Here is a 26305-nt window from a genome sequence, read left to right as displayed (position 1 = left end):
AGGCCCGCACGCCGGCGAGCGGGGCCGCTGCGGATGGCCGCCGCGCCATCGGCAGGTGCCTGCGGCGACCTGAGCACCAGCGGCCCGCCCGTGCACGCTCCCGTCCGTACGGGCCCGGGGTGCCGGATCGGCCGGGGACGCGCAGAGTGGGGCCTGAGGACGCACGGCCGCCGCCAGGGTGGCGCGTCGGAAGACGGCACGGGGCCCGGACCGGGCCGGTGCAGCGCTGAGGCGCGGACGAGTGAGGATGCCCGATGGTCCAGCCCGCCCAGTCCCCCGAGCCGCCCGCGGACCACGTCATCGTGCTGTTCGGCGCCACGGGCGACCTGGCCCGGCGCAAGCTGCTGCCCGGGCTGTTCCACCTGGCGCGAGCGGGGCTGATGCCGCGGCGCTACCGCATCGTCGGCACCGCGCCGGCGACGGAGGCCCTCACCGACCAGGAGTTCCGCAACCACGCGCAGCAGGCGGTGGCGGAGTTCGGGCGTTCGCGGCCCGAGGGCCCGGCCTGGGAGGCGTTCGCGGCCGCCCTGTCCTTCGGCGCGGCCGACACGGGAGCGGCGGATCCCCTGATGACAGCCGTACGCGAGGCCGAGGCGGCCCTGGGGGGCGAGCCGCGCCGGCTCTTCCACCTCGCGGTGCCCCCCGTCGCGTTCACCTCGATGATCGAGCTGCTCGGCGCCACGGGGCTCGCCGGGGACGGCCGGGTCATCGTCGAGAAGCCCTTCGGCACCGATCTCGCGTCCGCCCGCGAGCTCAATGCCGCCATCCACGCCGTCTTCGACGAGTCTCGGGTGTTCCGGATCGACCACTTCCTCGGGAAGGAAGCCGTCGACAACGTCCTGGCGCTCCGCTTCGCCAACGGCCTCTTCGAACCGCTGTGGAACCGGGAGCACATCAGCCACGTACAGATCGACGTTCCCGAGCACATCGACATCCAGGGCCGCGCCCGCTTCTTCGAGGGCACCGGAACCTTCCGCGACATGGTCGTCACCCACCTCTTCCAGCTGCTCGGGTTCATCGCCATGGAACCGCCGGTCGCCCTGGAGGCGGACGCGCTCCGCGACGAGCAGGTCAAGGTCTTCCACAGCATGCGCCCGCTGGACCCCGCGCACGTCGTCCGAGGCCAGTACACCGGCTACCGCGACGAGCAGGGAGTGGATCCGGCGTCGGACACGGAGACGTTCGTCGCGCTGCGGGTCGGGATCGACAACTGGCGCTGGTCGGGGGTGCCGTTCCACCTGCGTACGGGGAAGGCCCTGGCCGAAGGCCGGCACGTGGTCACGCTCGGCCTGCGCGAGCCCGTCCTGCGGATGTTCCCGCTGGACGCGCGGGCAGCCGCGGACGGCCGGAGCAACGAACTCGTCATCGACTTCGACGACCCCGGGTCCATCACCGTCCGCTTCCTCGTCAAGGAGCCGGGGCCCACGATGCAGCTGGCCGACGGCGACATGGTCTTCAACTACCGCACCTCGTTCGCCGCACAGAACTTCCTGGAGGGGTACGAGCACCTCCTCCTGGAGGCCATGCGCGGCAACCAGTCCCTGTTCACGCGCTCCGACGGCGTCGAACGGCTCTGGGAGGTGGCGGCCCCGCTGCTCGACACCCCGCCTGCGGTGGAGCCGTACGCCCCCGGGAGCTGGGGTCCGGGCGGCATCGACGCCCTCGTCGCGCCGTACCGCTGGCACCTGCCCGACCGGCGGGCCACGTCCGCGTAGGGGTGTCCGCAAAGCCCTGGCTGGCGCCGGCCGGCCTCGCGGGGGCACGGAGGCACCCGTGGTGGGGGTCGTTGTCGGCGCGAGTAGGGTGGCCGGTGCAGCTGGTTCGCCCCGTCCGCCAGGCGGGATGCGTCGTAAGAGGGAACCCGGTGGGAATCCGGGACTGCCCCGCAGCGGTGAGCGGGAACGACCGCCGTCATACGCACTGGGACCGGACAACGGTCCTGGGAAGCGACGGCCAGTAGGAGCCCGCCGGGAGACCGGCAGGCATGCCCGCGAGTCCGAAGACCTGCCCGCTGCCCGCATGCCGAAACGGCATGCGGGGGCTCGGCGACCACGCCGGTGCCCTTTCCCGCCGCAACTCGCGAAGGAGAGTTGACGTGGCCGACCTGACCGCCACCCCCGAGCGCCTGTCCAAGCAGCCGGGTGACTCCCGGGTGACGCTCGCCCACATCATGAGCGAGCACGACACCAACCTCTACGGCACCATCCACGGCGGCGTGGTGATGAAGCTCATCGACGACGCGGCCGCCGCGGCGGCCGGCCGCCACGCCGACGGCCCCGCGGTGACCGTGGCCGTGGACCGCATGTCCTTCCTCGCGCCCGTACGCGCGGGGGACCTGCTCAGCGTCGACGCCGAGCTGGAACGGGCCGGCCGGACCTCGATGACGGTCGGCGTGCGCGTAGGGGCCGAACGCTGGAACGCCTCGGGTCCCACGAGCCGAGTGGCCACGGCCCGGCTGACCTTCGTCGCGATAGACGCCGAGGGCCGGCCACGGCCCGTCCCGACCCTCGAAACGCCGCAGTCCTCGGCCTCGGCGCCGGAAGGCCCCGCCACCTCCTGAGCAGGGCCGGGTCCGAGCGGGTCGCCAGACCCACGGCGCGGGGCGGGGCGGAGCCGGCCGGATTCGAACCGGCGTCCTCGTGATTTTGGAGACCACGCGCGTCGACCTCTGCGCTACGGCCCCGCCCACGCCCGTGATCCTAGGGGGTGTCCCGTCGATCAGGCCGGGCCCGATCGACAGGACACCCCCTGGTGCCGCATCGGCCGACCTGCGCCCTGCATGTACCGTCAGGGCATGGACGCCCGCCACCAGCCGACGCTTGACGAGATCGAGGAGCGCTTCGTCGCGCTGGTCGATGGACGGCTGACCCGGGACGAGGCCGACCGCTGGGCCGGCCGGTGGGTGGCCGACGATGGGCTGGACTGGGACGACATCTCCTGGTGGGCACTCTGTCTCCTCCACGGAATCGACCTTCCCGCGGACGAGAGCGGCGCTTACCTGCACGACGACGAACAGCTGCGCGCCTGGCTCGCCGAGCTGAGGAAAAACCGGACGAGGTGACGCGCCCGGGGCGACTGGGCGGCGCCGTAGGCTACTTGACGCATTCCTGCAGGGGTTCGGCCGCTGCCACCCGGGCCCGGAGTCTCGGGTCGACCGTGTTGTCGGTTACTTCCACACCGGTCTGTGCCTTCAATTCCTCGCGGGTGATCTTGGAGTGGACGAGCGGCTTGGTGCTGTCGCGTTTCCACGATGCTCCGGAGGAGTCGCGGAACCAGACGGTTTCCACCTCGATCCGGGTGTCCGGCGTCCACGCGTCTCCGAGGGAAGCCACCAGTACATCGGGGGTGAGGGTGACCTTCGCACAGGGAGGAAGGGTCTGGAACACGACCAGGAACACCCTGCCGTCCGGGCGTGGCTTCGAAACGCTCGGACCGGGTAGCGCGCGTCCGACCACCGCGATCTCGGTGATCGGGTCCCAGGACCGGTTGGAGATGACGCCGCTGCTCCCGCCGTTTGCCAATCGCTCCGACCACATGGACACCAACTCCGCCTGCTTGCGCTCCTTCGTCTCGTCGTCCTCACGGGACTGGTTCAGCTGGTCCACCGCCACTTCGGTGGCGTAGTACGTGCTCACACCGGTGAAGAGCAGACCGCCGGCCGCCACCAGCACGGTGACCAGCGTGGCGGTCACGGTCCAATCGACCCGCCGCCACCACCGCAGCGCGGGAGCACGGCCGGGCTCGGCGTCGGGTGTCGCCGACTCTCTCGGCCGGACCCGCTGAGGGCGGGGCCGCCGACGGGCAAGCCTGAGCCGGGCCTGACGGCCCGCGATACCTGCCAATGAAGCACTCCCGGAGCTCACCGAAGCCTGCTGCAGCCGACGCTCCCCATGATGGTGAAGCGGAGAGGCGGTGCAGCGGGTGCTTTGCCTCGGCTATACCGTCTTGTTCCGGCTCCGGGGCGGGTCGTGGGCCGCCCCGGGTGAGACCGGTGGCGAATCCACCGGCCCGGGCAGCGTCAAGGTGTTCGGGTACGGCGGAAGGGCCCGGATCCGTGTGAGGATCCGGGCCCTTCCGGTGCAGTAGCGGGGACAGGATTTGAACCTGCGACCTCTGGGTTATGAGCCCAGCGAGCTACCGAGCTGCTCCACCCCGCGTCGGTGAACCCACCTTACGGCACCACACGGCGGTGTTCGACCAGGTTTCACCGCGGGTGCCTCTCGGACCCGCCGGGAGCAAGGGCTCGAGCCCCGTCAGCGCTCCTTCGGGGCGATGGCCATGAGCAGCCGGACGTACGGGGACCAGCGGGCGCGCCGGGCCGGGTGTTCGGCGCGGTCGAGGCTGTCCTCCAGCAGTGCGTCGTGGAGCCAGCGGTAGGCCAGCGGCCAGCTCAACCGGGCGATTCCGGTGACCCGCATCGACAGGGTGTGGCGCAGCACCGTGTGCTCGTTGTCGACGGGCAGCACCGCGTACTCGTGGAAGCCGTGGAAGCCGCGCGGGCCGCTGAAGGCGAAGCGGACCCAGGTACCCGGGACGTACGCGGCGACCGTGTAGCGGACCGGGCCGTGCCCGCCCTTCGCGCCCGCCGACAGCGGGCGGTCGAACTCCATGGGAGACCAGGTCAGGTGCGGCCAGAGCCGGTCGGCCGGCCCGTCGGAGAGGGAGTCGAGGAGGGCGCCGGCCTCGGCCGCCTTCATGGGCAGCAGGCGTTCGTGGACGTTGTGGACGGGCATGGAGCTTCTCCAATTGGAGAGTAACCTCTAATTGAACTAGAGAGTACTCTCTGATTCATGCCGAGACCACCCCGATTCGACGCCGAGGCGCTCCTCGACGCCGCCGTCCTCCTCGCGGCCGCCGGCGGCCCGGCCGCGGTCACCATGTCCGCCGTCGCCCAGGCGGTCGGCGCGCCGAGCGGATCCGTGTACCACCGGTTCCCCGGGCGCCCCGCGCTGCTCGCCGAGGTGTGGCTGCGTACCGTCGAGGGCTTCCAGGAGGGCTACCTCGCCGCCCTCGACGGCGACCCCGACCCCCGCACCGCGGCCCGCGCCGGCGCCCGGCACGTCGTCGCCTGGAGCCGGGCCCACCCCGGGGAGGCGGCGCTGCTCCTGTACGGCGCCGAGGAGTTCGGCCGGGCCGGCTGGTCCGAGGAGCACCGGGAACGCGCGGACCGGGGCAACGAGCGGGTGTTCGCCCGCCTCGGCGCGGTCGGCGCGGCCGTCGGCCTGACCGGGCCCGAGGGCCGTGACCGGATCGCCCTGGCCCTGATCGACCTGCCGCTCGCGGTGGTCCGCCGCCCCCTGCGGGCAGGCCGTCCGCTGCCCCCGCACGCCGAGGACCTCGCCGTGGAATCCGCGGCCGCCCTGCTCGGCTGACGAGCCGGTGCGCGGTGGCGGGATCCGGCCGCGGTCGGCGGCTGGTTCCGGCACCGACGACTCCAGGAATTCGTGGGATCGGCCGGTGAACCCGTTGCCCGCCATCGGCCCGTGCACTACTCCTGTTCGGATGGATGAGACCGACTTACAGCCCGCCGACATACGCACCGTCGCGCAGTTCACGGCGGCGTTGCGGGGGCTCAAGGCCCGTTCCGGCCTGACCCTGCGGCAACTGGAGAGCCGCGCCGTGGCCCAGGGGGACGTCCTGCCCCGGAGTACCGCCGCCGACCTGCTGCGCAGACGCACCCTGCCCCGCCGCGAGACGGTCGCCGCGTTCGTCCGCGCCTGCGGTGAGGAAGACCGGTCGGCGGAATGGATGGAGGCCTGGGCACTCCTGGCGAGCGGGGACGCCCACCCCCTCGCGGACGCCGCCGGGGGCGAGGGCGACGGCGAGAGGCGGTCGCCGCCGACGGGTTCCGGACACCGCCGACGGCTCGCACTCGCGGTGACCGCGCTGGTGCTGACGGCAGCTCTGGCGGCAGGTGTCCTGCTGAGCGGCCGGCTCACGTCCTCCGGCTCACACGTGACGGGTACGGGCGCCGGCCGGCCCCCGGCGCTCCTTCCCGTGACCTCCGCCGGCACGTGGGCCCGTATCCACCCCGCGCAGCGCCCCGAGTTGTGCCTCACGGCCGGGACCGAACGCTCCGGCCGCTACCGGTCCGAGGTGGCGGTCCAACGCCCCTGCGCGGACCCCGGCCCGCGCTCGTTCCTCCAGCCGGACGGCGACGAACTGGCCAACGTCAAGTGGGAGCATCCGAGGACCAAGGCGATGGGCTGCCTGACCGTCATCGACAGCGGCCCCGCCAAAGGGCTGGTGGAGCCGCAGGAGAACTGCCTGGCCGACAAGGACGCCCAGCTCTTCCGGATCGAACGCTTCAGCGCGAAGGCCGAGGAGGGCTACCGTCTGCGGCGCGCCCACACCGCCCTCTGCCTGGGGATCCAGGACGGCGAGACGGCCGTGGGAGCCGAAGCGGTCCAGCAGCCCTGTGGCGAGCAGACCGGCCAGCGCTTCCTGTTCGACCTGCTCCCGCAGACTTCCGACCCGAGCTGACGGCGGGGCGGACCCGGAGCCCCGCGCTCCGAACGGGTGACCCGCCGCCCGGACGGGGCGGCGGGTCACCCGCACGATGTCAGCCGGCCACCGGAGTGACGTAACCGCTGATCATCTGGGTGTGGTTGTTGACCCAGGTTCCGACCTTGTACGAGTTCCAGGTGTGGGGGCTCACGCTGCCGGGCGTGCCCTGGTTGCCGCCCACCACGGTGATCTTCGAGCCGGAGACGGCCACCACGATGGCCACGTGGTCGTCTCCGGGGTTCGGGGTGTGCTGGTTGTAGAGGATCGCGTCACCGACCTTCGGGGTCGAGTGCATCGAACCGTAGGCGGTGAAGCTGGACGCGAGGTCGTTGAGCTTGTTCATCCTGCCGCCGACGCCGTTCTTCCACCACACCCAGCCGACGAAGTCGGCGCACCACGGGTGCGCTTCGGTGTGGTTGGGCCCGCAGCTGCCGTTCTGGTCCGTGCCCCGGCCCCAGTAGCTGCCCTTGTTGTTCAGACCGCAGGGACCGGCGCCGAGCTGCCCCTTGGCGGTGGTGGCTATCTGTGTTCCTAACGAAGACGGCTGGGCGTTGGCGAGGCCCGGAATGGCCGTCGCGGTGCCGGCGAGCAGGGCGATCACGGCGCCCCTGGCCGCGAAGGACGTGAACTTGCGCATGGCTGACTCCATCGTCGAGTGCCGTGCTTGGCACGGCTGTTCGCTGGGATGCCAGAACTCTCGACGGGGCGACGCGGCGCGACCAAGCGATCCACCGTCCGGGCCTGTCCGACCCTGTCCGGCCCGCTGTCCGTGCAGCTCAGCCCGTACGCCCCGGACGCGCGTCCGGAGTCGGAGCAGCGGCGCGGCCACAGCCGTAGGGCGTGGCCACGCTCCGCAATGATTACCCGACGAATAATCAGTTCGGGGTAATTACCTGTAAACCCCCTTATGTGCCCCCGTCATGATGCGCTGTCATATTTCTGCCAGATCGCCCCGTTCATCTCGTTGAACCCATCAGGGGAAGGCAGGAAAATGGGCAGGTTCAGGTACGGAACCACGGCGTCGGCCATCGCGCTGGCCGCCTTGGGAACGCTCACGGCCGCGGGAGGCACGGCTCACGCGGAAGCGGGCCAGGACACCATCAGCATGCTGAAGCAGGAGAAGACCCAGTGGTGCTGGGTCGCCTCCGGGCTGACCATCGCCAAGTTCCAGGGCTTAGGCTCCACGCAGACGGATTTCTGCAACAGGGCCCAGCCCTACTACGGCTGCAACAACCAGCCCGCCACGCTCGACGACATGGCCAGGGGCTGGAGCAGTCTCGGCATGGCCCACACCGGCTCGGGCCTGAGCAGCGCGGCCACGTTCAACCAGGTGTACACCGACGTCAAGGCGGCCCGGCCGATCGGTGCCCGCATCGGGTGGTCGTCCGGCGGCGGCCACATGAACGTGGTCTACGGCTTCGACACCTCGAACAGCACGATCGCGGTGGCCGACCCGTGGCCGGACACCACCACGTACACGTGGTGGAACTACAACGACTACGTGAGCAACAGCTCGTCCAAGTGGACCCATTCCCGCATCGGTATCTCCCGCTAAGGCAGGCGACATGCGCGACACCAGCGGCACCACCACGTCCACCAAGCGGGCAGCCCACCGCTTCTCCCGTCTGTCCGTCGTCATCGCGATGAGTGCGTCCGCACTGCTGTCCGTCGTCGGTCCGGCCCACGCGGTCACGGCGAAGGACCCTCTCCCCGCCGACATCCCGGACTACCAGGCAGCCCTCAACGCGGTGAAGTCCACCGACGTCCGCAACGCCGTCTGCCGTTTCCTGCGCACTCCGGTGCCCTCCGGCGGCGGCGTCGGCGGGCCGGTGGAGACGATCCCCGAAACCGCCGAGCCCTGCCAGGGCCTCCCCGTCTTCACCATCAAGGACCCGCTGGCACGGAACGAGATCGCCCCCGGGTTCGTCGAGGGCACCGTCCAGCCGCTGCCCACCGAGGCGGTCAAGCTGACGCAGCTGGTCTCCTCGCTCAGCACCACCGTCAACGGCCGCAACGCGACCGTCATGCTCGCCCCCACCCGGGGCGGCGGCTGGCACCTGGCTGCCGTGCGCGACGGCGACGTCGACGCCGTGTACGCCGGCAAGGCCACCGCGGGCACGCTGGTCTTCACCGAGCCGCAGATCCGCGGCTGGTACCAGCTCAAGCTCACCACCGTCGAACCCCTCAACGACCAGGCCCGGCAAGGGCTCGGCGGTCAGTCGGCGGTGTCTCTCGGCGACTACCAGAAGCTGGTCAAGGCCCGCTACGCCGACAAGCTGCCCGGCACGGACTACGACACCAAGGGCTACTCCAGCGGCTACGGCCTGCAGAGCAGGGCGGACGACGCCTGGCCCTCCACCCTGCTGCTCGCCGGCGGTTCAGGCTCGGCACTCGCCCTGGCGGGCGGGGCCGTCCTGCTCCGCCGGCGCCGGAGCGCACGCACCCACTGACGCCCGAGCCCGTACGTCCTCGCGCTCCGTCCCGGCAGCCGGCCGGGGCGGAGCGCCGCTCGGAGACCGTGCAACAGCCGCGTGCCTCAGTCGAATTCGAAGGTGGCGACGACGGGGGCGTGGTCGGATTCGGGGAACTTCTCGTCGGTGGCGAAGGCGAGGGAGTCGTCGTGGAGGAGTTCGTTGTGGATCTCCGAGCCGCGGTAGTGGGCGAGAAGGTTGCGGGTGACGAGCATGTGGTCGATCATCTGGCCGCGACCGTGGTGGAAGAGGGTGTAGCGGGCGTCGCTCGGGATGGTGCGTTCGATGGGGACCAGCACCTTCGGGGCGAGCTTGCCGTTGTTGGTGTCCTCGACGTTGCCGCAGATCGCCAGGACCGGGACCTCCTCCGGCTCGGCGTTGAAGTCGCCGGTGACGATGATCCGTGCGTCGTGGTCGTCCTCGAGGATCTGGTCGATCAGGCGCCGTACCTCCAGGGCCTGGCTCATGCGCTTCATGGACGACAGGAAGCTGCCTTCGGCCCAGGCGTCTGCGGTGTTCCAGATGCCCCTCTTGGGGTCGAGCACCTGACCGGGGATGTCACTCGGGATCTTGGACTTCAGGTGCACGGTGATGACGTGCAACAGGCGGCCGGGCGCCGCGTGATCGGTGTCGATCTGAGCATGCAGGACGGGCCGTTCGATCCCGATCGGGATCGGCTGCGCGTCGGGGGGCAGAGCGGTGAGCCGCTGGTAGCGGGGCTCGGCGACGAGGTCGTTCTTCAGCTGCTCGTGCTTGATGACCGGCAGGTGGGTGGCGATGACCAGGTTGCGGACGTCGTAGACCGCGTCGTCCTGGGGCTTCGTGCTCACCAGCTCGGCCCCGTCCAGATTGGTCCCCGTGAGCAGCTCCTTGAGGGCCAGCAATGCACGCGGCTGGCCGGGGCGCTCTTGCCCGTGGACCTCCTGGAAGCAGGCGATGTCGGCACGCAGCCGCTTGATCTGCGGCTTCATCAGCCGGATGCGCTCCTCCAGCTTCGGGCGGACGTCCGGTGGGGTCTCGTCGAAATTCTCAAGGTTGAAGGTGGAAATCCGGATCTGTGTCATGAGTGACCCCAAGGCTTGACTTGGCGGGGTGGCAAAACGAATCGAGAGCGGTGCACACGCGTGCCCGCCATCAGGCGTCCTACGCGGCAGCGGTCAGGCAGAACTGCACGAGGCCGGCGTCGACATCGAGAACGATCTTCTTCATCTCGGCCCACGGCGGTTGGAAGGCCGTTCCCCACTCGATCGTGAACGCGAGGACCTTGTCCTCCTCCTCGCCCGAGAGGATGTGGCGGGCGTAGGTGTAGTCGTCGCTGGTTCCGCACGTCGGGTACAGGTCGAAGGCGGGCTCGGGGGTGTACTCCGTGCCCCGTACGCCCTTCAGGGCCTCGCAGAACCGCTCGGCGAGCACGGCGGAGTCGTCGGCGTCGCCCTCGTCGACGAACTCGGCGTAGAGCAGTCCGTCCTTCAGGCCGCGCTTGCCGTCGAAGAGGGGATTGCGGAAATTCTTGGCCGGGTCGACGGACTGGTTCTGGTCGTCGCCCCACACGTAGAGCATCTTCTGGGTGTAGCTGTGGACGTCGACGAACCAGCGGGTGCGGATGAACCGGTCCAGCAGCCAGCGCACGTTGCGGGTCTCCACCTCCGAGAAGGGCTCGGGACCCTGGTAGACCTGATTGGGGTCGGCCGGGTCGTCCGAGACCCGTACGGGGGCGAGCGGGTGGAAGGCGGTCCGGTAGTCGAAGAGGTGGTCGTAGTTGCGGTTGAGGTCGACGCCGACCGCCGCCGGATCGCCGCCGGACTGGGCCGGATTGCGGTTGCGCCGCCACATGGGATCGACGGTCTGGCTGTAGTGCCGGCCGTCCGGGTTGACGAGCGGGAAGACGACGACGTCGAGCTCCTCCATGAGCGTGCGCACTTGGGCGGAGGTGAAGCTCGTACCGCCGTACGCCAGGCCCGTACCGGCGGAGTGTGCGTGCAGCAGGTCGGCGGCGAGGTTGACGAGGATCTCGCAGCTGCCCCACTCGCGGGCGTGTGCGCCGCCGATCAGGACGACGGCGGGCTTCGGAGCCAGGCGGTGGGTGCCGATGCGCAGGGCGTGGCAGGTCCGTCCCTCGAAGGTCGGCTCGGGCAGCTCGATGAGGTCGGCCTTCGGGAACGCGGCGGCCAGGCTGGTCACACCGGATTCCACTTCGGTGATGTTCAGGTACGGCATGGCGGCCTCCTAGATGTCCCGCACCTTGAGGGCGAGTCCCTGCGGAACCGCGTCCTCGGGGGCGAACCGGTCTCCTTCGCCCACCTCGGCCTGGCGGGCGCGGCCGGTGGCGGTGGCGTCCTCGACCGTCTCGACCGACACGCCCTCGCGAGCGAGGCCTTGGGCCTGCTCGGGGGAGACGTAGGCATCGAAGGTGAGGCTGCCGTCCTGGTTCCGGCGAACGCGGCCGCCGACGTCGGGATGCGAGTCGCGCAGCAATGTGCGCAGGGTGTCGGCGTCCTTGGCAGTGACGCTGACACGCAGGATGGTGTAGTCGGTGGGCATGACGGGCCCCTCTCGGGCGCCGTCGGGCTGCGGATCGATCGGGCCGACCCGGCCGGGGACGGCGCGCTCACGACGAGTGGACGAGTGGGCGGAGTGGGTACGAAGTCTGCTACGTACGTTTACGCCCGATGTGTACCTCGTATCCTCAGCGTGCGCTTCCGTCATAGAACGAGTCAAGAGGCGGCTCGGGCATCCGGCTCAGGAGGCTGTCGAGACCGGCGATCAGCTCCTGCTCGTCGTCGTACTCGGCGAACCGCGGCACCAGCGCACGCAGGCGGGGGTACTCGGCCGCGGGCAGCCGGTGCAGGCCCAGGCGCAGCAGGAGGTCCGGCTCGTCCGGATCGTCGACCACCTGGCGCTTGTCGACGAGCAGGCAGCCGAGGTTCCATGCCACGAAGGCGCGGTAGATCCTGAGCGCCGTGGCGTCGTCGAAGCCCGCCCGTCCGAGCACGGCGAGGATGTGCTCGGTCAGCTGGAGGGCCGGCGTCGGCCGCCGGGCCACCGGAACGGCGAGCGGGCGGGTGGCCACGACGGAGAGGATCTCGCGGTGGGCGTGTACGACGGCGGCGAAGGCGCGGGCGATCCGGCGCAGCTCGAGGCGCCACGGGGGAGCGTCGGAGGCGTCGGACGGGTCGGCCGAAGGGCCCGCGCAGGTGGTGGCCGTGGCCCGCAGTCGCTCGTTGACCTCGGCGAAGAAGGCCTCGACCAGGCCGTCCAGCAGGGCTTCCTTGCTGGGGGTGTACCGGTAGATGGCCATGGGCTCGACGCCCAGGTCGGCGGCGAGCCGCCGCATGGTCAGCGCCGCGAGCCCCTCCCGGTCCACGAGTGCCACGGCCGCGGCGAGGACCCGCGGCCGGGTCAGCCGCTCGCGCCGCTCGGGGGTGTCCGGCTCGTCCATGTCCAGGCCTGTGGATGCGGTCCCTACGAGCGTAGGGATACTTAGTAAATTTCGTCCATTATTGCACCAATAGGTCCGTGTGGGAATGAGGCGAAGGTGTGGGGCCGCATCGGCCACGGCCGCCCGGCGGGCTCACCGGCACGTCTCAGAATTCGGCCGGATGGAGTGGCGGGGCAATCCTGAAGCATGCGGACTGAAGGTCGTCAATGCTTTCCAGCGTCTCTGCGAAGAGTTCGAAGTTCCTGTGCCGGATGAATCGCTCCGGGAACTTCACGGACCGGAACGAGGCCTGGTTCGGGTCGATTTCCGCTGCTTCGAGGATGTACGTCGATTCCTCGATGACCTGGGCCTTGACCTCGGGCTCCGTGATCCCGGTGAAGAACTTGCTGTGGATGCGGAAGTTGTCGAACGTCGCGATGTGCAGGCAGAAGCCGATCGGGGCGACTGCGCGTACCAGCATTCCCTCTCCGCCGAAACTCGCGAGGCTGGTGCCGGTCCACTGGAACGTGGCGTTGCGGCGGTCTTCTTCGGTCTCGATCTTGGCGATGTCGACAAGGCCGTTGTGATCGATGATGAAGAAATCGGGGAAGTTGTTCGAAAAGAGTGAAAGCTTGAGCGTGGCCACGACATCTCTCCCGTCGTGATGCGTCCACTGGGGCGCCCGGGCGATGAACTGCTTGAACCGGCATCAACCACCCCAATCCTGGTGTGGGAGCCGAGAAGGCTGTCGCTCTCCCGCGTCCATCCGGGTGAGAGCACTACCTCCATCGTGCGCTGCCGACAGCGTGAACGCCAGCTCGACAACGCCTCCACCCTCAAGGCGTCTTCGCGAACGCCGTGGACCGCCGGGCCCGAGGCTCGGTGGCACCTCGGCCGCAACGCCGGTGCCTGGAAAAGCACTTGGATGCCGGCCCCCGGTGCGGTCGGCTCCTGGCGGGCTCCCGACCCCGCCCTGGGCCCACCCCGAACAGGGCGCAAGGTGCAGCCCTGTTAGCCTTCGGCGGATATTTTTCGAAAATTTTGAGGGGTACGCGTGAAATTTGCGCGCAAAAGAGGCATCGCAGTGGTATTGACCGCTGCTGCCCTGATAGGTATGTCGCCCGGCGCGGCGGTTGCGGCGCAGGCCGGGAACCGGGTTCCGCTGCCGGAGCTCAAGCAGCCGAGGGCCGTCCCGGTGACCGCGTTGAAGTCGGGTGGGAAGAAGCGCCCCGACGCCGCGGCCGGGTCCCTCAAGCCGAAGACCGCCTGGCCGGCGCCCGGCACCGCGCAGGTGCCGCTCGAACGCGGCGGCCGCGCGGGTTCACTGCCCGTGACCGTGACCCCCGATACGCATCGGCCCGCCCCGAAGGGCCTCGGCGTGGCCGCGGCCCGACCCGCCGGCGGCGCGGCCAAGGTGTCGGTCGCCGACCGGGCGACCGCCCGCAAGGCCGGAGTGGACGGCCTCCTGCTGTCCGTGGCCCGCCCCGGCGGTTCGCTCGTGGACAACGTCCCCGTCACCGTCGAGGTGGCGTACGACGGGTTCCGCAATGCCTACGGCGGCGACTGGGCCGCCCGCCTGCGGCTGGTCCGGATGCCCTCCTGCGCGCTGACCACTCCGGAGCGGCCGGAGTGCCGGACGCAGACGCCGCTGCGGACGACGAACGACGTGAAGGGCGGAAAGCTCGCCGCCGGCATCGGGCTGGCCCCGGCCGCCATGGTGCTCGCCGCGACCGCGGAGGCAGCCGGTCCCACCGGCGACTACAAGGCCACGTCCCTGCAGCCGTCCGGTTCCTGGAGCGCCGGCGGTTCCACCGGCGGCTTCTCCTGGACGTACCCGATTTCGGTGCCCCAGGTGCCCGGCGGGCCCCAGCCGTCCGTCTCCCTGGGCTACAGCTCGCAGTCGGTGGACGGCCTGACCGCCGCCACCAACTCCCAGCCCTCCTGGATCGGTGACGGCTGGAGCTGGGAGCCCGGCTACATCGAACGCAAGTACAAGGGCTGCGAGGACGACAAGTCCGGCGGTACCAACACGACCAAGGTCGGCGACCTGTGCTGGTACAACGACAACGCCACCCTCAACCTCGGCGGCAAGACCACCGAGCTGGTCTACGAGAACGGCAAGGGCTGGCACCCGGCATCCGATTCCGGGGAGAAGGTCGAGAAGCTCACCGGCGCGGCCAACGGTGACCAGGGCACGGCCGGGGTCGACGGCGTCGGCGAGCACTGGAAGGTGACCGGCACCGACGGCACCCAGTACTTCTTCGGCCTGAACCGCCTCCCCGGCTGGAAGGACGCCTCGACGCCGACCACGAACTCCACGTGGACGGTTCCCGTCTTCGGCAACCAGGCCGGTGAGCCCTGCTACAACGCGAGCTTCGCCGGCGGCTGGTGCAACCAGGCCTGGCGCTGGCAGCTCGACCACGTCATCGCCCCCGGCGGAGCGGCGATGGCCTACTACTGGAAGCAGGAGACGAACAACTACGGCCGCAACGTCTCCCAGGACGGGAAGGCCACCGTCACCCGCTACATCCGCGGCGGCTGGCTGGACCGGATCGACTACGGCCTGCGCTCCGACGCCGTCTACGGCGGCAAGCCCATGGGCCAGGTCGTCTTCGGCGTGGACGAGCGGTGCCTGCAGAACTGCGGCACCTTCGACGAGGCCAACGCCAAGAACTGGCCCGACGTCCCCTTCGACCAGTTCTGCAAGGACGGTTCGACGGAGTGCAAGGACCAATTCTCCCCGACGTTCTGGTCCCGGATGCGCCTGAAGTCGATCACCACCAAGGTGCTCACGGGCGGAGTGCACAAGGACGTCGACACCTGGACGCTGGACCAGAGCTTCCCTCCCGCCGGTGACGGCATCTCCACTCCCATGTGGCTGAAGTCCGTTCAGCACACCGGCAAGGCCGGCGGCACCGTCGCCCTCCCCGCCGTGACGTTCGCGGGCGAGCAGAAGGCCAACCGCGTCGACAAGACCGGCGACGGGCTCGCCCCGTTCGTACGGCTGCGCATGTCGCAGATCACCACCGAGACGGGTGGCACGACGGGGATCTACTACTCCCCGCAGGACTGCACCCCGACGACCCTGCCGAAGCCGGACCAGACGAACACCACGCGCTGCTACCCGGTGAAGTGGGCCTTCGAGGGCGAGACCGCGCAGCTCGACTGGTTCAACACGTACGTGGTCACCCAGGTCGTCGAGGGCGACAACCTGGCCGCGTCCCCGGACAAGGTCACCTCCTACTCCTACCTCGACGGAGCCGCCTGGGCGAAGAACGAGGACGAGTTCGCCAAGGCCGAGGACCGCGTCCACTCCGTCAACCGCGGATACGGCCGGGTCCAGACGCGTACGGGCGCCGCCTCGGACCCCAGGTCCCTCAGCGAGACCCGCTACTTCCGCGGCATCGACGGCGCCGCGGTCAACGACTCCGCCGGCGCCGCGGTCACCGACCGGCCGGAGTTCGCCGGCCAGGTCCGGGAGACGGCCACCTACAACGGCGACGACACCAACAAGCTCGTCACGGCGACCTCCTCCGTCCCCTGGCGCTCACCGCCGGTCGCCACCCGCAACCGGCCCGGCCTGCCCGCACTGGTGTCCTACCGGACCGGCACCGAGAAGGAGTCCACCCGGACGACCGTCAGCGGCGGAGTGCGCACCACCGAGACCAGCCGCACCTTCGACGCCTACGGCATGACCGCCACCGAGTCGTTCACCGGGGACAAGGACAAGACCGGTGACGAGCAGTGCGTCACCACCGATTACGCCCGCAACACCGCCACCGGCATGGTCGACCGCGTCGCCCGGATCGAGACCGTCGCCGTGCCCTGCGGCAGCGCGGTCAGCCGCCCCGGCGACGTCATCAACGACGTCCGCACCTTCTACGACGGCGGCGCCCTCGGCACCGTCCCCGGCACCGGCCTGATCACCAAGACCGACCGGATCAACGGCAAGGGCGACGGATACGACGTCATCACCAGCGTCCCCAGCACCTGCGGCGCGGACGGCAAGCAGCTCTGCTACGACGCCCACGGACGGCAGACCGCCGCGGCCGACGCCTACGGCAAGGTGACCCGCACCGGATACACGCCGGCCTCGGGCGAGGTCGCCGCCTCGGTGGCGGTCACCAATCCCAAGGGCCACGTCGAGACCACCGTCCTGGATCCGCTGCGGAGCCAGCCCACCCAGGTGACCGACGCCAACGGCAAGATCACCACGACCGCCTACGACGCCCTCGGCCGGGTCGCCAAGGTCTGGCTGCCGACCCGCTCGGCCACCACGTACCCCGACTCCCCGAACCACGTCTTCGAATACACCGTCCGCAACGACGGTCCCGTGGTCACCACCACGAAGACCCTGGGGCACGACTCCACCTACCGCACGGCCTACGCCTTCTCCGACGGCCTGCTGCGCGGCCGGCAGACGCAGGAGCCGTCGCCCGACGGATCCGGCCGGCTGGTGACGGAGACCTTCTACGACACCCGCGGCCTGCCCTGGCGCTCCTCCGGCACCTTCTACGCCACCGGAGCCGCCGAACCCGTCCTGGTCACGGGCCAGGAGCTGAAGTACCCGGCGTCCACGGACACCGAGTACGACGGCGCCGGCCGGCCCACCGCCGTCATCGGCAAGCGCTTCGGCGACGAGACCAAGCGCACGACCACCACGTACACCGGCGACACCACCACGGTGGTTCCGCCGCAGGGCGGCACCGCCACGACCACCACGGTCGACGCGCTGGGGCGCACGGTCGCGCACAAGCAGTACACCGCCGCGGACCGTTCCGCCGGGCAGACCTCCACGTACGCCTACGACAAGCGCGGCCGGGTCGCGACCACGACGGACCCCTCGGGTGTCCCCTGGACGTACACCTATGACGTCCGCGGCCGCCTCCTCGGGCTCCAGGACCCGGACAAGGGCGCGTCGAGCTACGTCTACGACCAGGGCGACCGGCTCACGGACGTCACCGACGGCAGCCAGACCACCCTGCACACCGACTACGACGAACTGGGTCGCAAGACCGCGCTGAAGAAGGGGGCCACCCTCCTCGCGGAGTGGACGTACGACACCGCCACCAACGGCAAGGGACGGTCCGCGAAGGCCGTCCGCTGGATCAACGGCCAGGCGTACGAGAACGCGACGACCTCCTACAACAGCCTCTACCAGCCGGTGCTCCAGCAGGTGACCGTCCCGGCGGCCGAGGGCGCGCTGGCCGGCACCTACAAGTGGACGAACTCCTACAACCTCAACACCGGCCAGGTGATGTGGGTCCAGCACCCCGCCGCCGGCGGGCTGCCCTCGGAGAAGGTCGCCAACACCTACACCGCCGGCGCCGGCCTGCTCGGCACCGTGGGCGCGGGCGTGGACCCGATCGTTTCGGCGAACACCTACGACCACTACGGACGCAACACGCGCCAGGAGTACGGCGACTTCGCCCGGCACGTGTGGGTGAGCCGGGAGTACGACGAGCACACCGGCTCGGTCACCCGCTCCTACCTGGACCGTGAGACCGCCCCCCAGCGCATCGAGGACGCCCGCTACGCCTACGACCCCGCAGGCAACATCACCTCGATCGCGTCGGCCTTCGGGCAGGACGCCGGCCGTACCACCGACACCCAGTGCTTCAAGCAGGACGCCCTGCGCCGGGTGACCGAGGCCTGGACCAACACCGGCGAGTCGTGCGCCGCGGCGCCCGCCGCTTCCGTCGTCGGCGGGCCGGACGCCTACTGGACCTCGTACACCTACGACGCGGTCGGCAACCGCAAGACGGAGACCAAGCACAAGACGGCCTCCGGCCCGGCGGCCGACACGGTCCGCACCTACGCCGATCCGGGCGCCGGCAAGCACAACCTGCCCAAGGTCACCCAGACCGGCACCGACCCGCACGAGGAGGTCTTCACCTACGACGCCGCGGGCAACACCGAGACCCGCAAGATCGGCCCGGCTGCCCAGCAGACCTTGAAGTGGGACGACGAAGGCCATCTGGCCTCGGTCGTCCAGGGGACGAAGACCAGCAGCTACCTGTACGACGCCGAGGGCGGCCGACTGCTCCGCAAGGATTCGACCGGCACCACCCTCTACCTGCCCGGCGGCAACGAGCTCAAGCTCGACAAGGCCGGCACCACCGTCACCGGCACCCGCTACTACTCGGTGGCGGGCCAGACCGTGGCCCTGCGCACCGGCGGCAAGCTGACCTTCGTCTTCAACGACCACCACGGCACCGGCTCCACCCAGGTCTCGGCGGACGCCGCCCAGACCGTGGTCCGCCGCAAGACCGGCATCTTCGGCGAGGCCCGCGGCACCCAGCCGGCGGCCTGGACCGGGGAGAAGGGGTTCGTCGGCGGCACCAAGGACGGCGACACCGGCCTGACCCATCTCGGCGCCCGCGAGTACGACCCGGCCATCGGCCGCTTCGTCTCCGTCGACCCGATCATGGACCTGGCCGACCCGCAGCAGCAGCACGGGTACACGTACTCCAACAACAACCCGGTCAACCTCTCGGACCCCGACGGCCTCAAGCCGACGGAGTGCATGGAAGCCGGCTACATCTGCCGATACACCTCCAACGGCTGGGACGTCGACACCAAGGACCACTCGGGGAAGCCCTTCGAGAAGACCCTCACCCACGCCGAGGAGGACCACGCACAGCAGCAGGTCCGGCTCAGCCAGAAGCTGGCGCACAAGCAGCGAGAACGGCGGTTCTTCGAGATCTGGGTGCTGGAGAAGTTCGAGGTCGGCGAGGGTCTCGACGACATGCGGGACGCCAACAAGCACTACTGCCGGGACACCAAGTTCGCCTGTGCCTGGAGCAACTACACCCAGGAGAACGGCATCGACTTCTTCGGTGTCGAGCTCACCGAGGGCATGGACGACCACATCAAGAAGATCCTCAGCCGGATCGACGAGTCGTGGACCTGGGCGGGCCAGGAGCCCAAGGGCAAGGACGTGCCGCTCGCCTTCAACGACCAGGAGTTCGAGATAGCGTGGAAGCTCGCGGAGGAGGGCCATCACGTGGTGGCCCGGGGCGAGGGGCGGACTCCGGACCGATGGGCACCCGGTGGCGTCGGTTCGTTCGACGCCTGGGTCGACGGAATCCGTACGGAGTTCAAGGACCTGTCACCCCAGGGGAAGAACGCGCGCAACTCGATCGTGAAGGAGATCCAGAGCGGCTGGACGCAGGGGGCGGACGCCGTGATCGTCCGGCTCCGCGACCACGACGAGGACATGGCGAGGTCCGCCGTGAACTCGGTGAGGGTCTCGAAGCAGAAGCCCACCGGGCTCACCAGCGTCCGCATCATCGGTGACGACTACGACTTCACCGAGGACCTGCGCTGATCGGGCCGGCCACCAGTACGCCGACGGACGACCGAAGGAAGCAGCACGACATGGACAGCCACCGCATCACCGAGATCCTGCGGACGGCCGGGTTCGCCGTTCCCGCCGCCGGGGTGGAGCAGGCGCGCGCACGTTCGGGGGCCAGAGTCCTGGGCCGGCAGCTGACCCGGGGCGAAGCCGAGTCCGCATGGCGGGGCCTGCTGGCCCTGCGCCGGGACACGGGGTTCCACCCCCTGCTCAGCGCGCTGCCTCCGTCGGCCCTGGTGGCCGGCAGCCCTGCCGAGCCGGACATCCACGACCCGCGGGCGGACACGGCGCCCCACGAGATCGTCGCGGAGATCACCGCCGCGGCCCTCACCGCGTCCCTCGCTTATGCGGAGGACGAGGACGAGGCCGAGGCATGGCGGGCCGACTTCGACCCGGAGCGGCTCGCCGCGGAGATCTCCGGGCAGCCGGAGCCCGCCCAGGTCACCGACTTCCGGCCCGAGTGGCTGTGCCTGGTCGAGACCGGCGGGGCGGGGGGCTGGTCGGTACCCGGGATCCTGCCGGGGTACCCGTACGCACCCTCCTGGGAGCACGGACCGGACGGCCGCCCGATGCTGGACTCCGACCACGCGGCCTTCCTGCACGCCTGGCAGGACCGGTTCGGAGCCGAGCTGATGTACCTCTCCGACCGGACACTGCTGCTCGACGTCGCCCACCCGCCGCGGGACCCGCTGGCGGTGGCGGCGACGGCGATCGAGCAGTACGCGTACTGCCCGGACGGCAACGACACCACCTCCTGGGCCAACCGCCAGACCCGACGCGGCACCTGGCAGTTCACCTGGGACTGAACCAACCGAACCAACCGGATACCCGGGGCCCGGCGGAATCCTTCCGCCGGGCCCCGGGCGTTCCAGGAGCGTGAGAGCGGGCCGCCGGGGCGGACCGCACGGTCAGCGGGTCACAGCATGACGTGTTTGACCTGGGTGTAGTCCAAGAGGCCCGCCAGCGAGAGGTCGCTGCCGTAGCCCGAGTGCTTGACCCCGCCGTGGGGCATCTCGGAGACCGTCGTGCCGTGCGTGTTCACCCAGACGATGCCGGTGTGGAGCGCGCGGGTCGCGCGCATCGCGCGGTCGTGGTCCGCGGTCCACACGCTGGCGGCGAGGCCGTGGCGGACGTCGTTCGCCAGGTGCAGCGCCTGCGCCTCGTCCGCGAAGGACTGCACGGTCACCACGGGCCCGAAGATCTCCTCCTGCACCATCTCGTCCTCCTGCCGCACCCCGGCGACGACGGTCGGCTCGTGGAAGAAGCCGTCCCGCGGCAGCCGGCGGCCACCGGTGACGATCCGGGCGTGGTCCGGCAGCCGGCCGAGCAGGCCCTGCACCGACGCGAGCTGGGCGGCGTTGTTGAGCGGCCCGAAGTCGGCCTCCGCCGCCTCCGGGCCGCCCGTCCGCAGCCGGGCCGCCTCGGCCGCGAAGGCGCCGAGGAAGGCGTCGTGGACCCGGTGGTGGACCAGGAGCCGGGTGGGGGCGGTGCAGTCCTGGCCCGCGTTGTAGAAGGCGACCGCGGCGAGGGCGGCGGCGGTCTCCTCGACGTCCACGTCGTCGTGCACGAGGACCGGGGCGTTGCCGCCGAGCTCCAGATGCACGCGTTTGAGGCCGGCGGCCGCGGCGGCCGCGATCTCGCGGCCGGCCCGCACGCTGCCGGTGACCGCGACGAGGGCGACGTCGGGCTGGGCGGTGAGCGCGCGGCCGGTGTCGCGGTCGCCGCAGACCACGTTGAGCACGCCCGGCGGCAGGTGCGCCGCCGCGATGCGGGCCAGGAGCGCGGCCGAGGAGGGCGTGCTGTCGGCGGGCTTGAGTACCGTCGTGTTGCCCGCGGCGATCGCCGGGGCGATCTTCCACACCGCCATCATCAGCGGGTAGTTCCACGGGGTGATCTGGGCGCAGACCCCGACCGGTTCGCGGCGCAGCACCGAGGTGCGGCCTTCGGTGTACTCGGCGGCGGCAGAGCCCGGCAGGTTCCGCGCGGCGCCGGCGAAGAAGCGTACGGAATCGACGATCGCGGGCAGCTCGTCGTCCCTGAACAGGCGGGCCGGTTTGCCGGTGTCGCCGGTCTCGGCCGCCACCAGGGCCTCCGCGTGCTCCTCGATGGCGTCGGCGACGGCGAGCAGGGCGCGCTGCCGGGCGGCCGGGGTGGTCGTGGACCAGTGCCCGTACGCCGCGGCGGCGGCCCGGCACGCGGCGTCCGTGTCGGCCGGGCCGGAGCGCGGCGCGTGGCGGTGGACCCGTCCGGTGGCCGGGTCGACCAGTTCCATCGTCTCGCCCGAGGCGGCGGGCCGGTCCGCGCCCGCGATGTGGTTGTGCACGGTGTCGGTGTCAGCCACGGCGCAGCGCCTCCCCGGCCGCGTCGCGCCCGGTGCGTACGGCGCCCTCCATGTAGCCGGCGACCCACTGGTCGGAGCCGCAGACGTAGAAGGGCGGTTCGTGGGTGCCGTGGAGGGGGCCGACGGCCGTGACGTCGCCGGGGGTCCACTGGGTGACGTACCCCTGGGTCCACGGGTCGGTGCCCCACATCCGGATGTAGGAGGCGATCGGCCGGTGGGCCTCGTCTCCGTAGAGGCGGGCGATGTCGTCCAGCAGTTCACCGGTCCGCAGCCCGGCGGGGGCGCCGAGCAGGACGGCCAGCCTCTCGGGCGGTACGAGGGCGGAGAGGATGCCGTCGCCCTGCGGCCAGGTGCTGCCGAGGAGCCCTTCGCATTCGGAGAGTCCGCTGCGGCCGCGGTCCTGCCAGAACGGCCGGTCGTAGGCGGCGACGAACTTCGCGGCGAGCGCCTGGCGCTGGCGGTGCAGGGAGGCGAGCCGCTCCTCGGAGACCCCGGTGACGGTGACCGAGCGGAGCGGGCCGACGGGCAGGGCGCTGACGACGGCGCCAGCCGTGAGGGTCTCGCCGCCGGCGAGCCGTACGGTGCAGCGGCCCGGCCGGCGTATCGCGACGGCCTCGACGGGCGCGCCGGTGCGTACGCGGCCGCCGAGGGCCGCGGCCATGCGCAGGGCCACCGTGGCGGAGCCCTCGGCCACCCGCAGGCCCTCCCACGCCTCGTAGTCGTACTGGCCGGAGCCCGGCACGGCGGCGTGCTTGCGCAGGGCGGCGAGCAGGGAGGTGCGTTCCCAGGAGCCGTCGGCGAGGGCGAGCTGGCCGATCTCCCACAGCCGTACGACCGCCGGGGTCGCCCCCTGGGCGCGCAGCCAGTCGCCGACGGAGAGCCGGTCGAGGGTGGTGGCGTCGGGGTGGGCCCAGGGGTCGTGCGGGTCGACGGATTCGGCGAGTGCGCAGAAGGCGGCGGTGGCCTTCAGGTGGCAGGCCTCGTCGCCGGGGCCGAACCAGTGGGGCGGGTCGCCGGCGCTGACGCCCTCCGGGGTGGCGCGGGTGAGGGCGCCGGGCTCGGCGACGTAGCTGGGGGTGAGGGTGAGGCCGAGCTCCGCGACGAGCGCGGTGTAGGCGGTGTGGGCGCGGCCGACGACCTCTCCGCCGAGCTGGACGAGGCGGCCGTCGGGGAGGCGGGTCTGTTCGACGCGGCCGCCGACCCGGTCCCGGGCCTCGACGACGAGGACGTCCGCTCCGCCGGCGGCGAGGTCGCGAGCCGCGGCGAGGCCGGCCAGGCCGGCGCCGAGCACGATGACATCGTGGTTCATGGGGTGTTCCTTCGGTCGGAGCTTCGTCAGTCCAGGACCAGGCAGTGTTCGGGCTTCCAACCGACCTCGACGCTCTCGCCGCCGCTCCAGCGGTCCTCCATCCGGGAGCGGACGGTGTTCTGTTCGAGTACGGACACCGTGACGCCGGGGGCCAGCTCGATGAGGTAGGTGGTCGTCGGGCCGCAGTAGACGGTCTCCCGGACGACCCCGCTGACGCGGGCCATGTCCGGTTCCAGGTCGGACAGCCAGATCTTCTCGGGGCGGATCGACAGGTTGACCCTGCTGCCGTCGGCCACGCCCGGCCGCAGGCCGACGGGCAGTTCGGGCCCGTCGTCGAGGACGACCCGGCCGGAGCGGTAGGTGCCGGCGACGAGGTTGGAGGTGCCCATGAAGGAGGCGGTGAAGCGGCTCGTGGGGCGCTCGTAGACGTCCTCCGGCGTTCCGCACTGCTCGACGCGGCCGTCGTTCATGACGGCGAGGCGGTCCGACATGGTCAGCGCCTCGTCCTGGTCGTGGGTGACGAAGACGAAGGTGATGTCGACCTCGCGCTGGATCTGCTTGAGCTCGACCTGCATGCGGCGGCGGAGTTTGAGGTCGAGTGCGGCCAGCGGCTCGTCCAGCAGCAGTACTTGGGGCCGGTTGACCAGGGCCCGGGCGAGCGCGACCCGTTGCTTCTGGCCGCCGGAGAGCGTGGCCGGTTTGCGCGCCGCCAGGTGTCCGAGCTGGACGAGGTCGAGCATGTCGGTGACCCGCGCGCGGATCTCGGTGCGGCCGACGCCCTTGCGCTTGAGGCCGAAGGCCACGTTGTCCGCGAGCGAGAGGTGGTCGAAGAGGGCGTAGCTCTGGAAGACGGTGTTGACGTCCCGCTTGTGGGGCGGCAGGCCGGTCACGTCCTGGCCGCCGAGCAGGACGCTGCCCGCGCTGGGGTCGGCGAAGCCGCCGATCATCCGCAGCAGGGTGGTCTTGCCGCAGCCGGAGGGGCCGAGCAGGGAGAAGAACTCGCCCTGGGCGATGTCGAGTACGACGTCGTGAACGGCGTACGCGTCGGTGCCGGGGTACTGCTTGGCGACGTGGTCGAGCCGGACGGCGGGGGTCGGGAACACGGGGGTCGGGTGCATGGCTGTCACTTCCCGGAGAGCAGGTCGAGGCCGCCGCGCCGCCCGAACAGGCGGGGGATGGCGAGTGCGAGGACGATGAGGCCGATGGATCCGGCCAGCATCAGGGTGCCGACGGCGTTGATGGTGGGCTGCACGCCGAACCTGATCGCCGAGTAGATGCGTACCGACAGCGGCTGCGGGTCGACGCCGGTGGTGAAGTAGGCGAGGACGAAGTCGTCGAAGACGAGGGCGAAGATCAGCACCGCCGAGGCGAGGATGCTGGGGAGCAGTGCGGGCAGGGTGACCAGTCGCAGTGCTTGGCGGCGGGTGGCGCCGAGGTCCATCGCGGCTTCTTCGACCTCGGCGTTGAGGGCGGCGATCCGGGAGCGGAGGATGACCGTCACGTAGGAGATGGAGAAGGTGATCTCGGCGAGCATCACGGTGGTGGTGGACAGGGTGATGCCGAGGCCCTTGAAGAGGAGCATCGCGGCGACGCCCGTGACGATCTCCGGTGTGATCAGCGGGACGAGCATGATCAGGCCGGCGAAGGAGCCGAGGCGGCTGCGGCTGCGGACGAGGCCCAGGGCCAGGGCCACACCGAGGACGAGCGAGCCGGCCATGGCGACCAGGGAGACCCGCAGGCTCATGCCGAGCGAGTCGAGGAGCACGTGGTCGTGGAAGAACTCCGTGTACCAGCGGAGGCTGAAGTCGTGGAAGACGGTGAGGGACTTCTGCGAGTTGAAGGAGAACAGGACGACGACGCCGACGGGGAGGTAGAGGAGGGCGAAGAAGACGGCGGTGACCGCGATGGCGAAGCGGGGCTTGCGCTCGGCTCCGCGCCGGCGGCGCAATACGGTGCTCATCGGGCGGCCTCCGCCTCGTCCTTGCGGGTGCGCCGCAGGTAGCCGAGCATCCCGACGAACAGGACGGCCATCAGCAGCATGGTCAGAGCCGAGCCGAGCGGCCAGTTCTGGCCCTGGAAGAACTTGTCCTGGATCAGGTTGCCGATCATGATCTGGTCGGGTCCTCCCATGAGCTGGGCGCTGACGAAGTCGCCCATGGCGGGCAGGAAGACGAGGACGCAGCCGGCGGCCGCTCCCTGCCGGGTGGCGGGGACGGTGACGAAGAGGAAGGTGCGCAGGGGTCCGCCGTAGAGGTCGCGGCCGGCCTCGATGAGCGAGGTGTCCATGCGCTCCATCGCCGCGTACAACGGGATGATCATGAAGACGACGAAGCCGTAGACGAGTCCGGCGATGACGCCGGCCCCGGTCTGGAGGATCTTGGTGTCGCCGTCGGCGATCCCGATCGCCCGCAGGGCCTTCAGCAGCGGCCCGTCGTCGGACAGGACGACGGACCAGCCGTACATCCGCACCAGGTAGTTGGCGAAGAACGGGACGACGATCGCGGCGATCAGCAGGTTCTTGAAGCGTCCGCCGTGCAGGGCGATGACGTAGGCGACCGGGTACGCGACGGCCAGGCAGACGAGGCAGGTGATCAGCGCGTAGCCGAGGGAGCGCAGCAGGACCGTGCTGTAGGCCGCGTCGGCCAGGGCGGCGAGGTTGTCGAAGTTGAGGCCGAAGCGCGGGTTGCCGAGCGGATCGGTGGTGCCGAGCGCGAGGGTGGCCACCAGCAGGAGCGAGGCCACGAGGAAGCCGCTCATCCAGAGGGTGCCGGGGAGCAGGAGCCAGGTCCACAGCCGCGGCTGCTTGTGGGGCCGGACCGGGGCGGGGCTCTGCGGCGCGGTCCGGGGCGCGGTCCGGGGAGGGGTCTTCCGCGGGGCCCGGGGCGGGCTGTCCTGTGGCACG

The 26305-nt window shown here is 70.8% G+C and carries 23 protein-coding genes, 2 tRNA genes and 1 riboswitch; of the genes, 9 read left to right on the top strand and 16 right to left on the bottom strand.

The window, feature by feature from the left end; all coding sequences use genetic code 11:
* The first annotated feature begins 254 nt into the window (after positions 1 to 254).
* Entirely contained in the window at positions 255 to 1715 is a 1461-nt protein-coding gene (gene zwf, locus ACFYZS_RS05675; RefSeq protein ID WP_389007158.1) for a glucose-6-phosphate dehydrogenase, read from the top strand.
* Positions 1716 to 1800: 85 nt separating this feature from the next.
* A riboswitch (cobalamin riboswitch) is annotated at positions 1801 to 2027 on the top strand.
* A gap of 143 nt (positions 2028 to 2170) precedes the next feature.
* On the top strand, positions 2171 to 2560 hold the full coding sequence (locus tag ACFYZS_RS05670) for an acyl-CoA thioesterase (RefSeq protein ID WP_389007550.1): 390 nt from the start codon (positions 2171 to 2173) through the stop codon (positions 2558 to 2560).
* A 48-nt stretch (positions 2561 to 2608) separates the two neighbouring features.
* Here the strand turns inward: ACFYZS_RS05670 and ACFYZS_RS05665 are convergent.
* Positions 2609 to 2683, bottom strand: a tRNA-Trp gene (locus ACFYZS_RS05665).
* 111 nt (positions 2684 to 2794) lie between these two features.
* On the opposite strand from ACFYZS_RS05665, the gene ACFYZS_RS05660 reads away from it, so the two are divergent.
* Positions 2795 to 3061 (top strand): hypothetical protein, encoded by a 267-nt coding sequence (locus tag ACFYZS_RS05660; protein ID WP_389007156.1) that lies wholly within the window; start codon positions 2795 to 2797, stop codon positions 3059 to 3061.
* Between the two features lie 31 nt (positions 3062 to 3092).
* On the opposite strand, the gene ACFYZS_RS05655 is transcribed toward ACFYZS_RS05660, so the two are convergent.
* From ACFYZS_RS05655 to ACFYZS_RS05645, 3 genes are all read right to left on the bottom strand, one after another.
* A complete protein-coding gene (locus ACFYZS_RS05655; RefSeq protein WP_389007155.1) occupies positions 3093 to 3692 on the bottom strand; it encodes a hypothetical protein in 600 nt (199 codons plus the stop codon).
* 391 nt (positions 3693 to 4083) lie between these two features.
* Positions 4084 to 4157: transfer RNA gene (locus ACFYZS_RS05650), tRNA-Met, on the bottom strand.
* 96 nt (positions 4158 to 4253) lie between these two features.
* Entirely contained in the window at positions 4254 to 4733 is a 480-nt protein-coding gene (locus ACFYZS_RS05645; protein ID WP_389007153.1) for an SRPBCC family protein, read from the bottom strand.
* A 57-nt stretch (positions 4734 to 4790) separates the two neighbouring features.
* Here ACFYZS_RS05645 and ACFYZS_RS05640 point away from each other — a divergent pair, with 57 nt between their 5' ends.
* Both ACFYZS_RS05640 and ACFYZS_RS05635 read left to right on the top strand, forming a co-directional pair.
* Positions 4791 to 5372: a TetR/AcrR family transcriptional regulator gene (locus tag ACFYZS_RS05640; RefSeq protein WP_389007151.1), complete on the top strand. Its 582-nt coding sequence runs from the start codon at positions 4791 to 4793 to the stop codon at positions 5370 to 5372.
* A gap of 130 nt (positions 5373 to 5502) precedes the next feature.
* Positions 5503 to 6483 carry an RICIN domain-containing protein gene (locus ACFYZS_RS05635; protein WP_389007149.1) on the top strand — a complete coding sequence of 327 codons (981 nt, stop codon included), beginning with the start codon at positions 5503 to 5505 and terminating at the stop codon, positions 6481 to 6483.
* Between the two features lie 79 nt (positions 6484 to 6562).
* Here ACFYZS_RS05635 and ACFYZS_RS05630 read toward each other — a convergent pair whose 3' ends face one another.
* Together ACFYZS_RS05630 and ACFYZS_RS05625 are read right to left on the bottom strand one after the other, a co-directional pair.
* Positions 6563 to 7144, bottom strand: a complete 582-nt coding sequence (locus tag ACFYZS_RS05630) for a CHAP domain-containing protein (protein WP_389007148.1) — start codon at positions 7142 to 7144, stop codon at positions 6563 to 6565.
* A gap of 281 nt (positions 7145 to 7425) precedes the next feature.
* Positions 7426 to 7563, bottom strand: a complete 138-nt coding sequence (locus tag ACFYZS_RS05625) for a hypothetical protein (RefSeq protein WP_389007146.1) — start codon at positions 7561 to 7563, stop codon at positions 7426 to 7428.
* A gap of 49 nt (positions 7564 to 7612) precedes the next feature.
* On the opposite strand from ACFYZS_RS05625, the gene ACFYZS_RS05620 reads away from it, so the two are divergent.
* On the top strand, positions 7613 to 8062 hold the full coding sequence (locus ACFYZS_RS05620; RefSeq protein ID WP_389007144.1) for a papain-like cysteine protease family protein: 450 nt from the start codon (positions 7613 to 7615) through the stop codon (positions 8060 to 8062).
* 10 nt (positions 8063 to 8072) lie between these two features.
* Complete coding sequence (locus ACFYZS_RS05615; RefSeq protein ID WP_389007142.1) at positions 8073 to 8957, top strand: hypothetical protein; 885 nt, start codon at positions 8073 to 8075, stop codon at positions 8955 to 8957.
* Positions 8958 to 9043: 86 nt separating this feature from the next.
* Here the strand turns inward: ACFYZS_RS05615 and ACFYZS_RS05610 are convergent, their stop codons facing one another.
* From ACFYZS_RS05610 to ACFYZS_RS05590, 5 genes are all read right to left on the bottom strand, one after another.
* Entirely contained in the window at positions 9044 to 10042 is a 999-nt protein-coding gene (locus ACFYZS_RS05610) for an endonuclease/exonuclease/phosphatase family protein (RefSeq protein WP_389007140.1), read from the bottom strand.
* 79 nt (positions 10043 to 10121) lie between these two features.
* Positions 10122 to 11195 carry a M14 family metallopeptidase gene (locus ACFYZS_RS05605; RefSeq protein ID WP_389007139.1) on the bottom strand — a complete coding sequence of 358 codons (1074 nt, stop codon included), beginning with the start codon at positions 11193 to 11195 and terminating at the stop codon, positions 10122 to 10124.
* Positions 11196 to 11204: 9 nt separating this feature from the next.
* Positions 11205 to 11519: a hypothetical protein gene (locus tag ACFYZS_RS05600; protein ID WP_389007137.1), complete on the bottom strand. Its 315-nt coding sequence runs from the start codon at positions 11517 to 11519 to the stop codon at positions 11205 to 11207.
* Between the two features lie 145 nt (positions 11520 to 11664).
* Positions 11665 to 12417, bottom strand: a complete 753-nt coding sequence (locus ACFYZS_RS05595; protein WP_389007135.1) for a TetR/AcrR family transcriptional regulator — start codon at positions 12415 to 12417, stop codon at positions 11665 to 11667.
* A 145-nt stretch (positions 12418 to 12562) separates the two neighbouring features.
* Complete coding sequence (locus ACFYZS_RS05590) at positions 12563 to 13042, bottom strand: AbfB domain-containing protein (RefSeq protein WP_389007133.1); 480 nt, start codon at positions 13040 to 13042, stop codon at positions 12563 to 12565.
* A gap of 468 nt (positions 13043 to 13510) precedes the next feature.
* Between ACFYZS_RS05590 and ACFYZS_RS05585 the strand changes: the two genes are divergently transcribed.
* Both ACFYZS_RS05585 and ACFYZS_RS05580 read left to right on the top strand, forming a co-directional pair.
* On the top strand, positions 13511 to 19726 hold the full coding sequence (locus ACFYZS_RS05585) for an RHS repeat-associated core domain-containing protein (RefSeq protein ID WP_389007131.1): 6216 nt from the start codon (positions 13511 to 13513) through the stop codon (positions 19724 to 19726).
* A gap of 50 nt (positions 19727 to 19776) precedes the next feature.
* Positions 19777 to 20559, top strand: coding sequence for a DUF4253 domain-containing protein (locus tag ACFYZS_RS05580; RefSeq protein ID WP_389007130.1), 783 nt, complete (start codon positions 19777 to 19779; stop codon positions 20557 to 20559).
* A gap of 110 nt (positions 20560 to 20669) precedes the next feature.
* Here the strand turns inward: ACFYZS_RS05580 and ACFYZS_RS05575 are convergent, their stop codons facing one another.
* The 5 genes from ACFYZS_RS05575 to ACFYZS_RS05555 are packed head-to-tail and all read right to left on the bottom strand — an operon-like array spanning position 20670 to position 26304.
* The gene (locus ACFYZS_RS05575; RefSeq protein ID WP_389007128.1) at positions 20670 to 22094 is read right to left on the bottom strand and encodes an aminobutyraldehyde dehydrogenase; all 1425 of its coding nucleotides are present in this window, start codon (positions 22092 to 22094) and stop codon (positions 20670 to 20672) included.
* Positions 22087 to 23403: a flavin monoamine oxidase family protein gene (locus ACFYZS_RS05570; protein ID WP_389007126.1), complete on the bottom strand. Its 1317-nt coding sequence runs from the start codon at positions 23401 to 23403 to the stop codon at positions 22087 to 22089. Before ACFYZS_RS05570 ends, ACFYZS_RS05575 begins: the two co-directional genes overlap by 8 nt.
* Before the next feature lie 26 nt (positions 23404 to 23429).
* Positions 23430 to 24521, bottom strand: coding sequence for an ABC transporter ATP-binding protein (locus ACFYZS_RS05565; RefSeq protein ID WP_389007124.1), 1092 nt, complete (start codon positions 24519 to 24521; stop codon positions 23430 to 23432).
* 5 nt (positions 24522 to 24526) lie between these two features.
* Positions 24527 to 25363, bottom strand: a complete 837-nt coding sequence (locus ACFYZS_RS05560) for an ABC transporter permease (protein WP_389007122.1) — start codon at positions 25361 to 25363, stop codon at positions 24527 to 24529.
* Complete coding sequence (locus ACFYZS_RS05555) at positions 25360 to 26304, bottom strand: ABC transporter permease (RefSeq protein WP_389007120.1); 945 nt, start codon at positions 26302 to 26304, stop codon at positions 25360 to 25362. The genes ACFYZS_RS05560 and ACFYZS_RS05555 overlap by 4 nt, the downstream gene beginning before the upstream one ends.
* Between the last annotated feature and the right edge of the window lies 1 nt (position 26305).

Origin of the sequence: Streptomyces sp. NPDC001903, from assembly GCF_042891345.1 — a bacterium.
Taxonomy (GTDB): domain Bacteria; phylum Actinomycetota; class Actinomycetes; order Streptomycetales; family Streptomycetaceae; genus Streptomyces.
The sequence above is the reverse complement of the archived record's forward strand: the minus strand, read 5'-3'. Positions and strand labels throughout refer to the sequence as shown.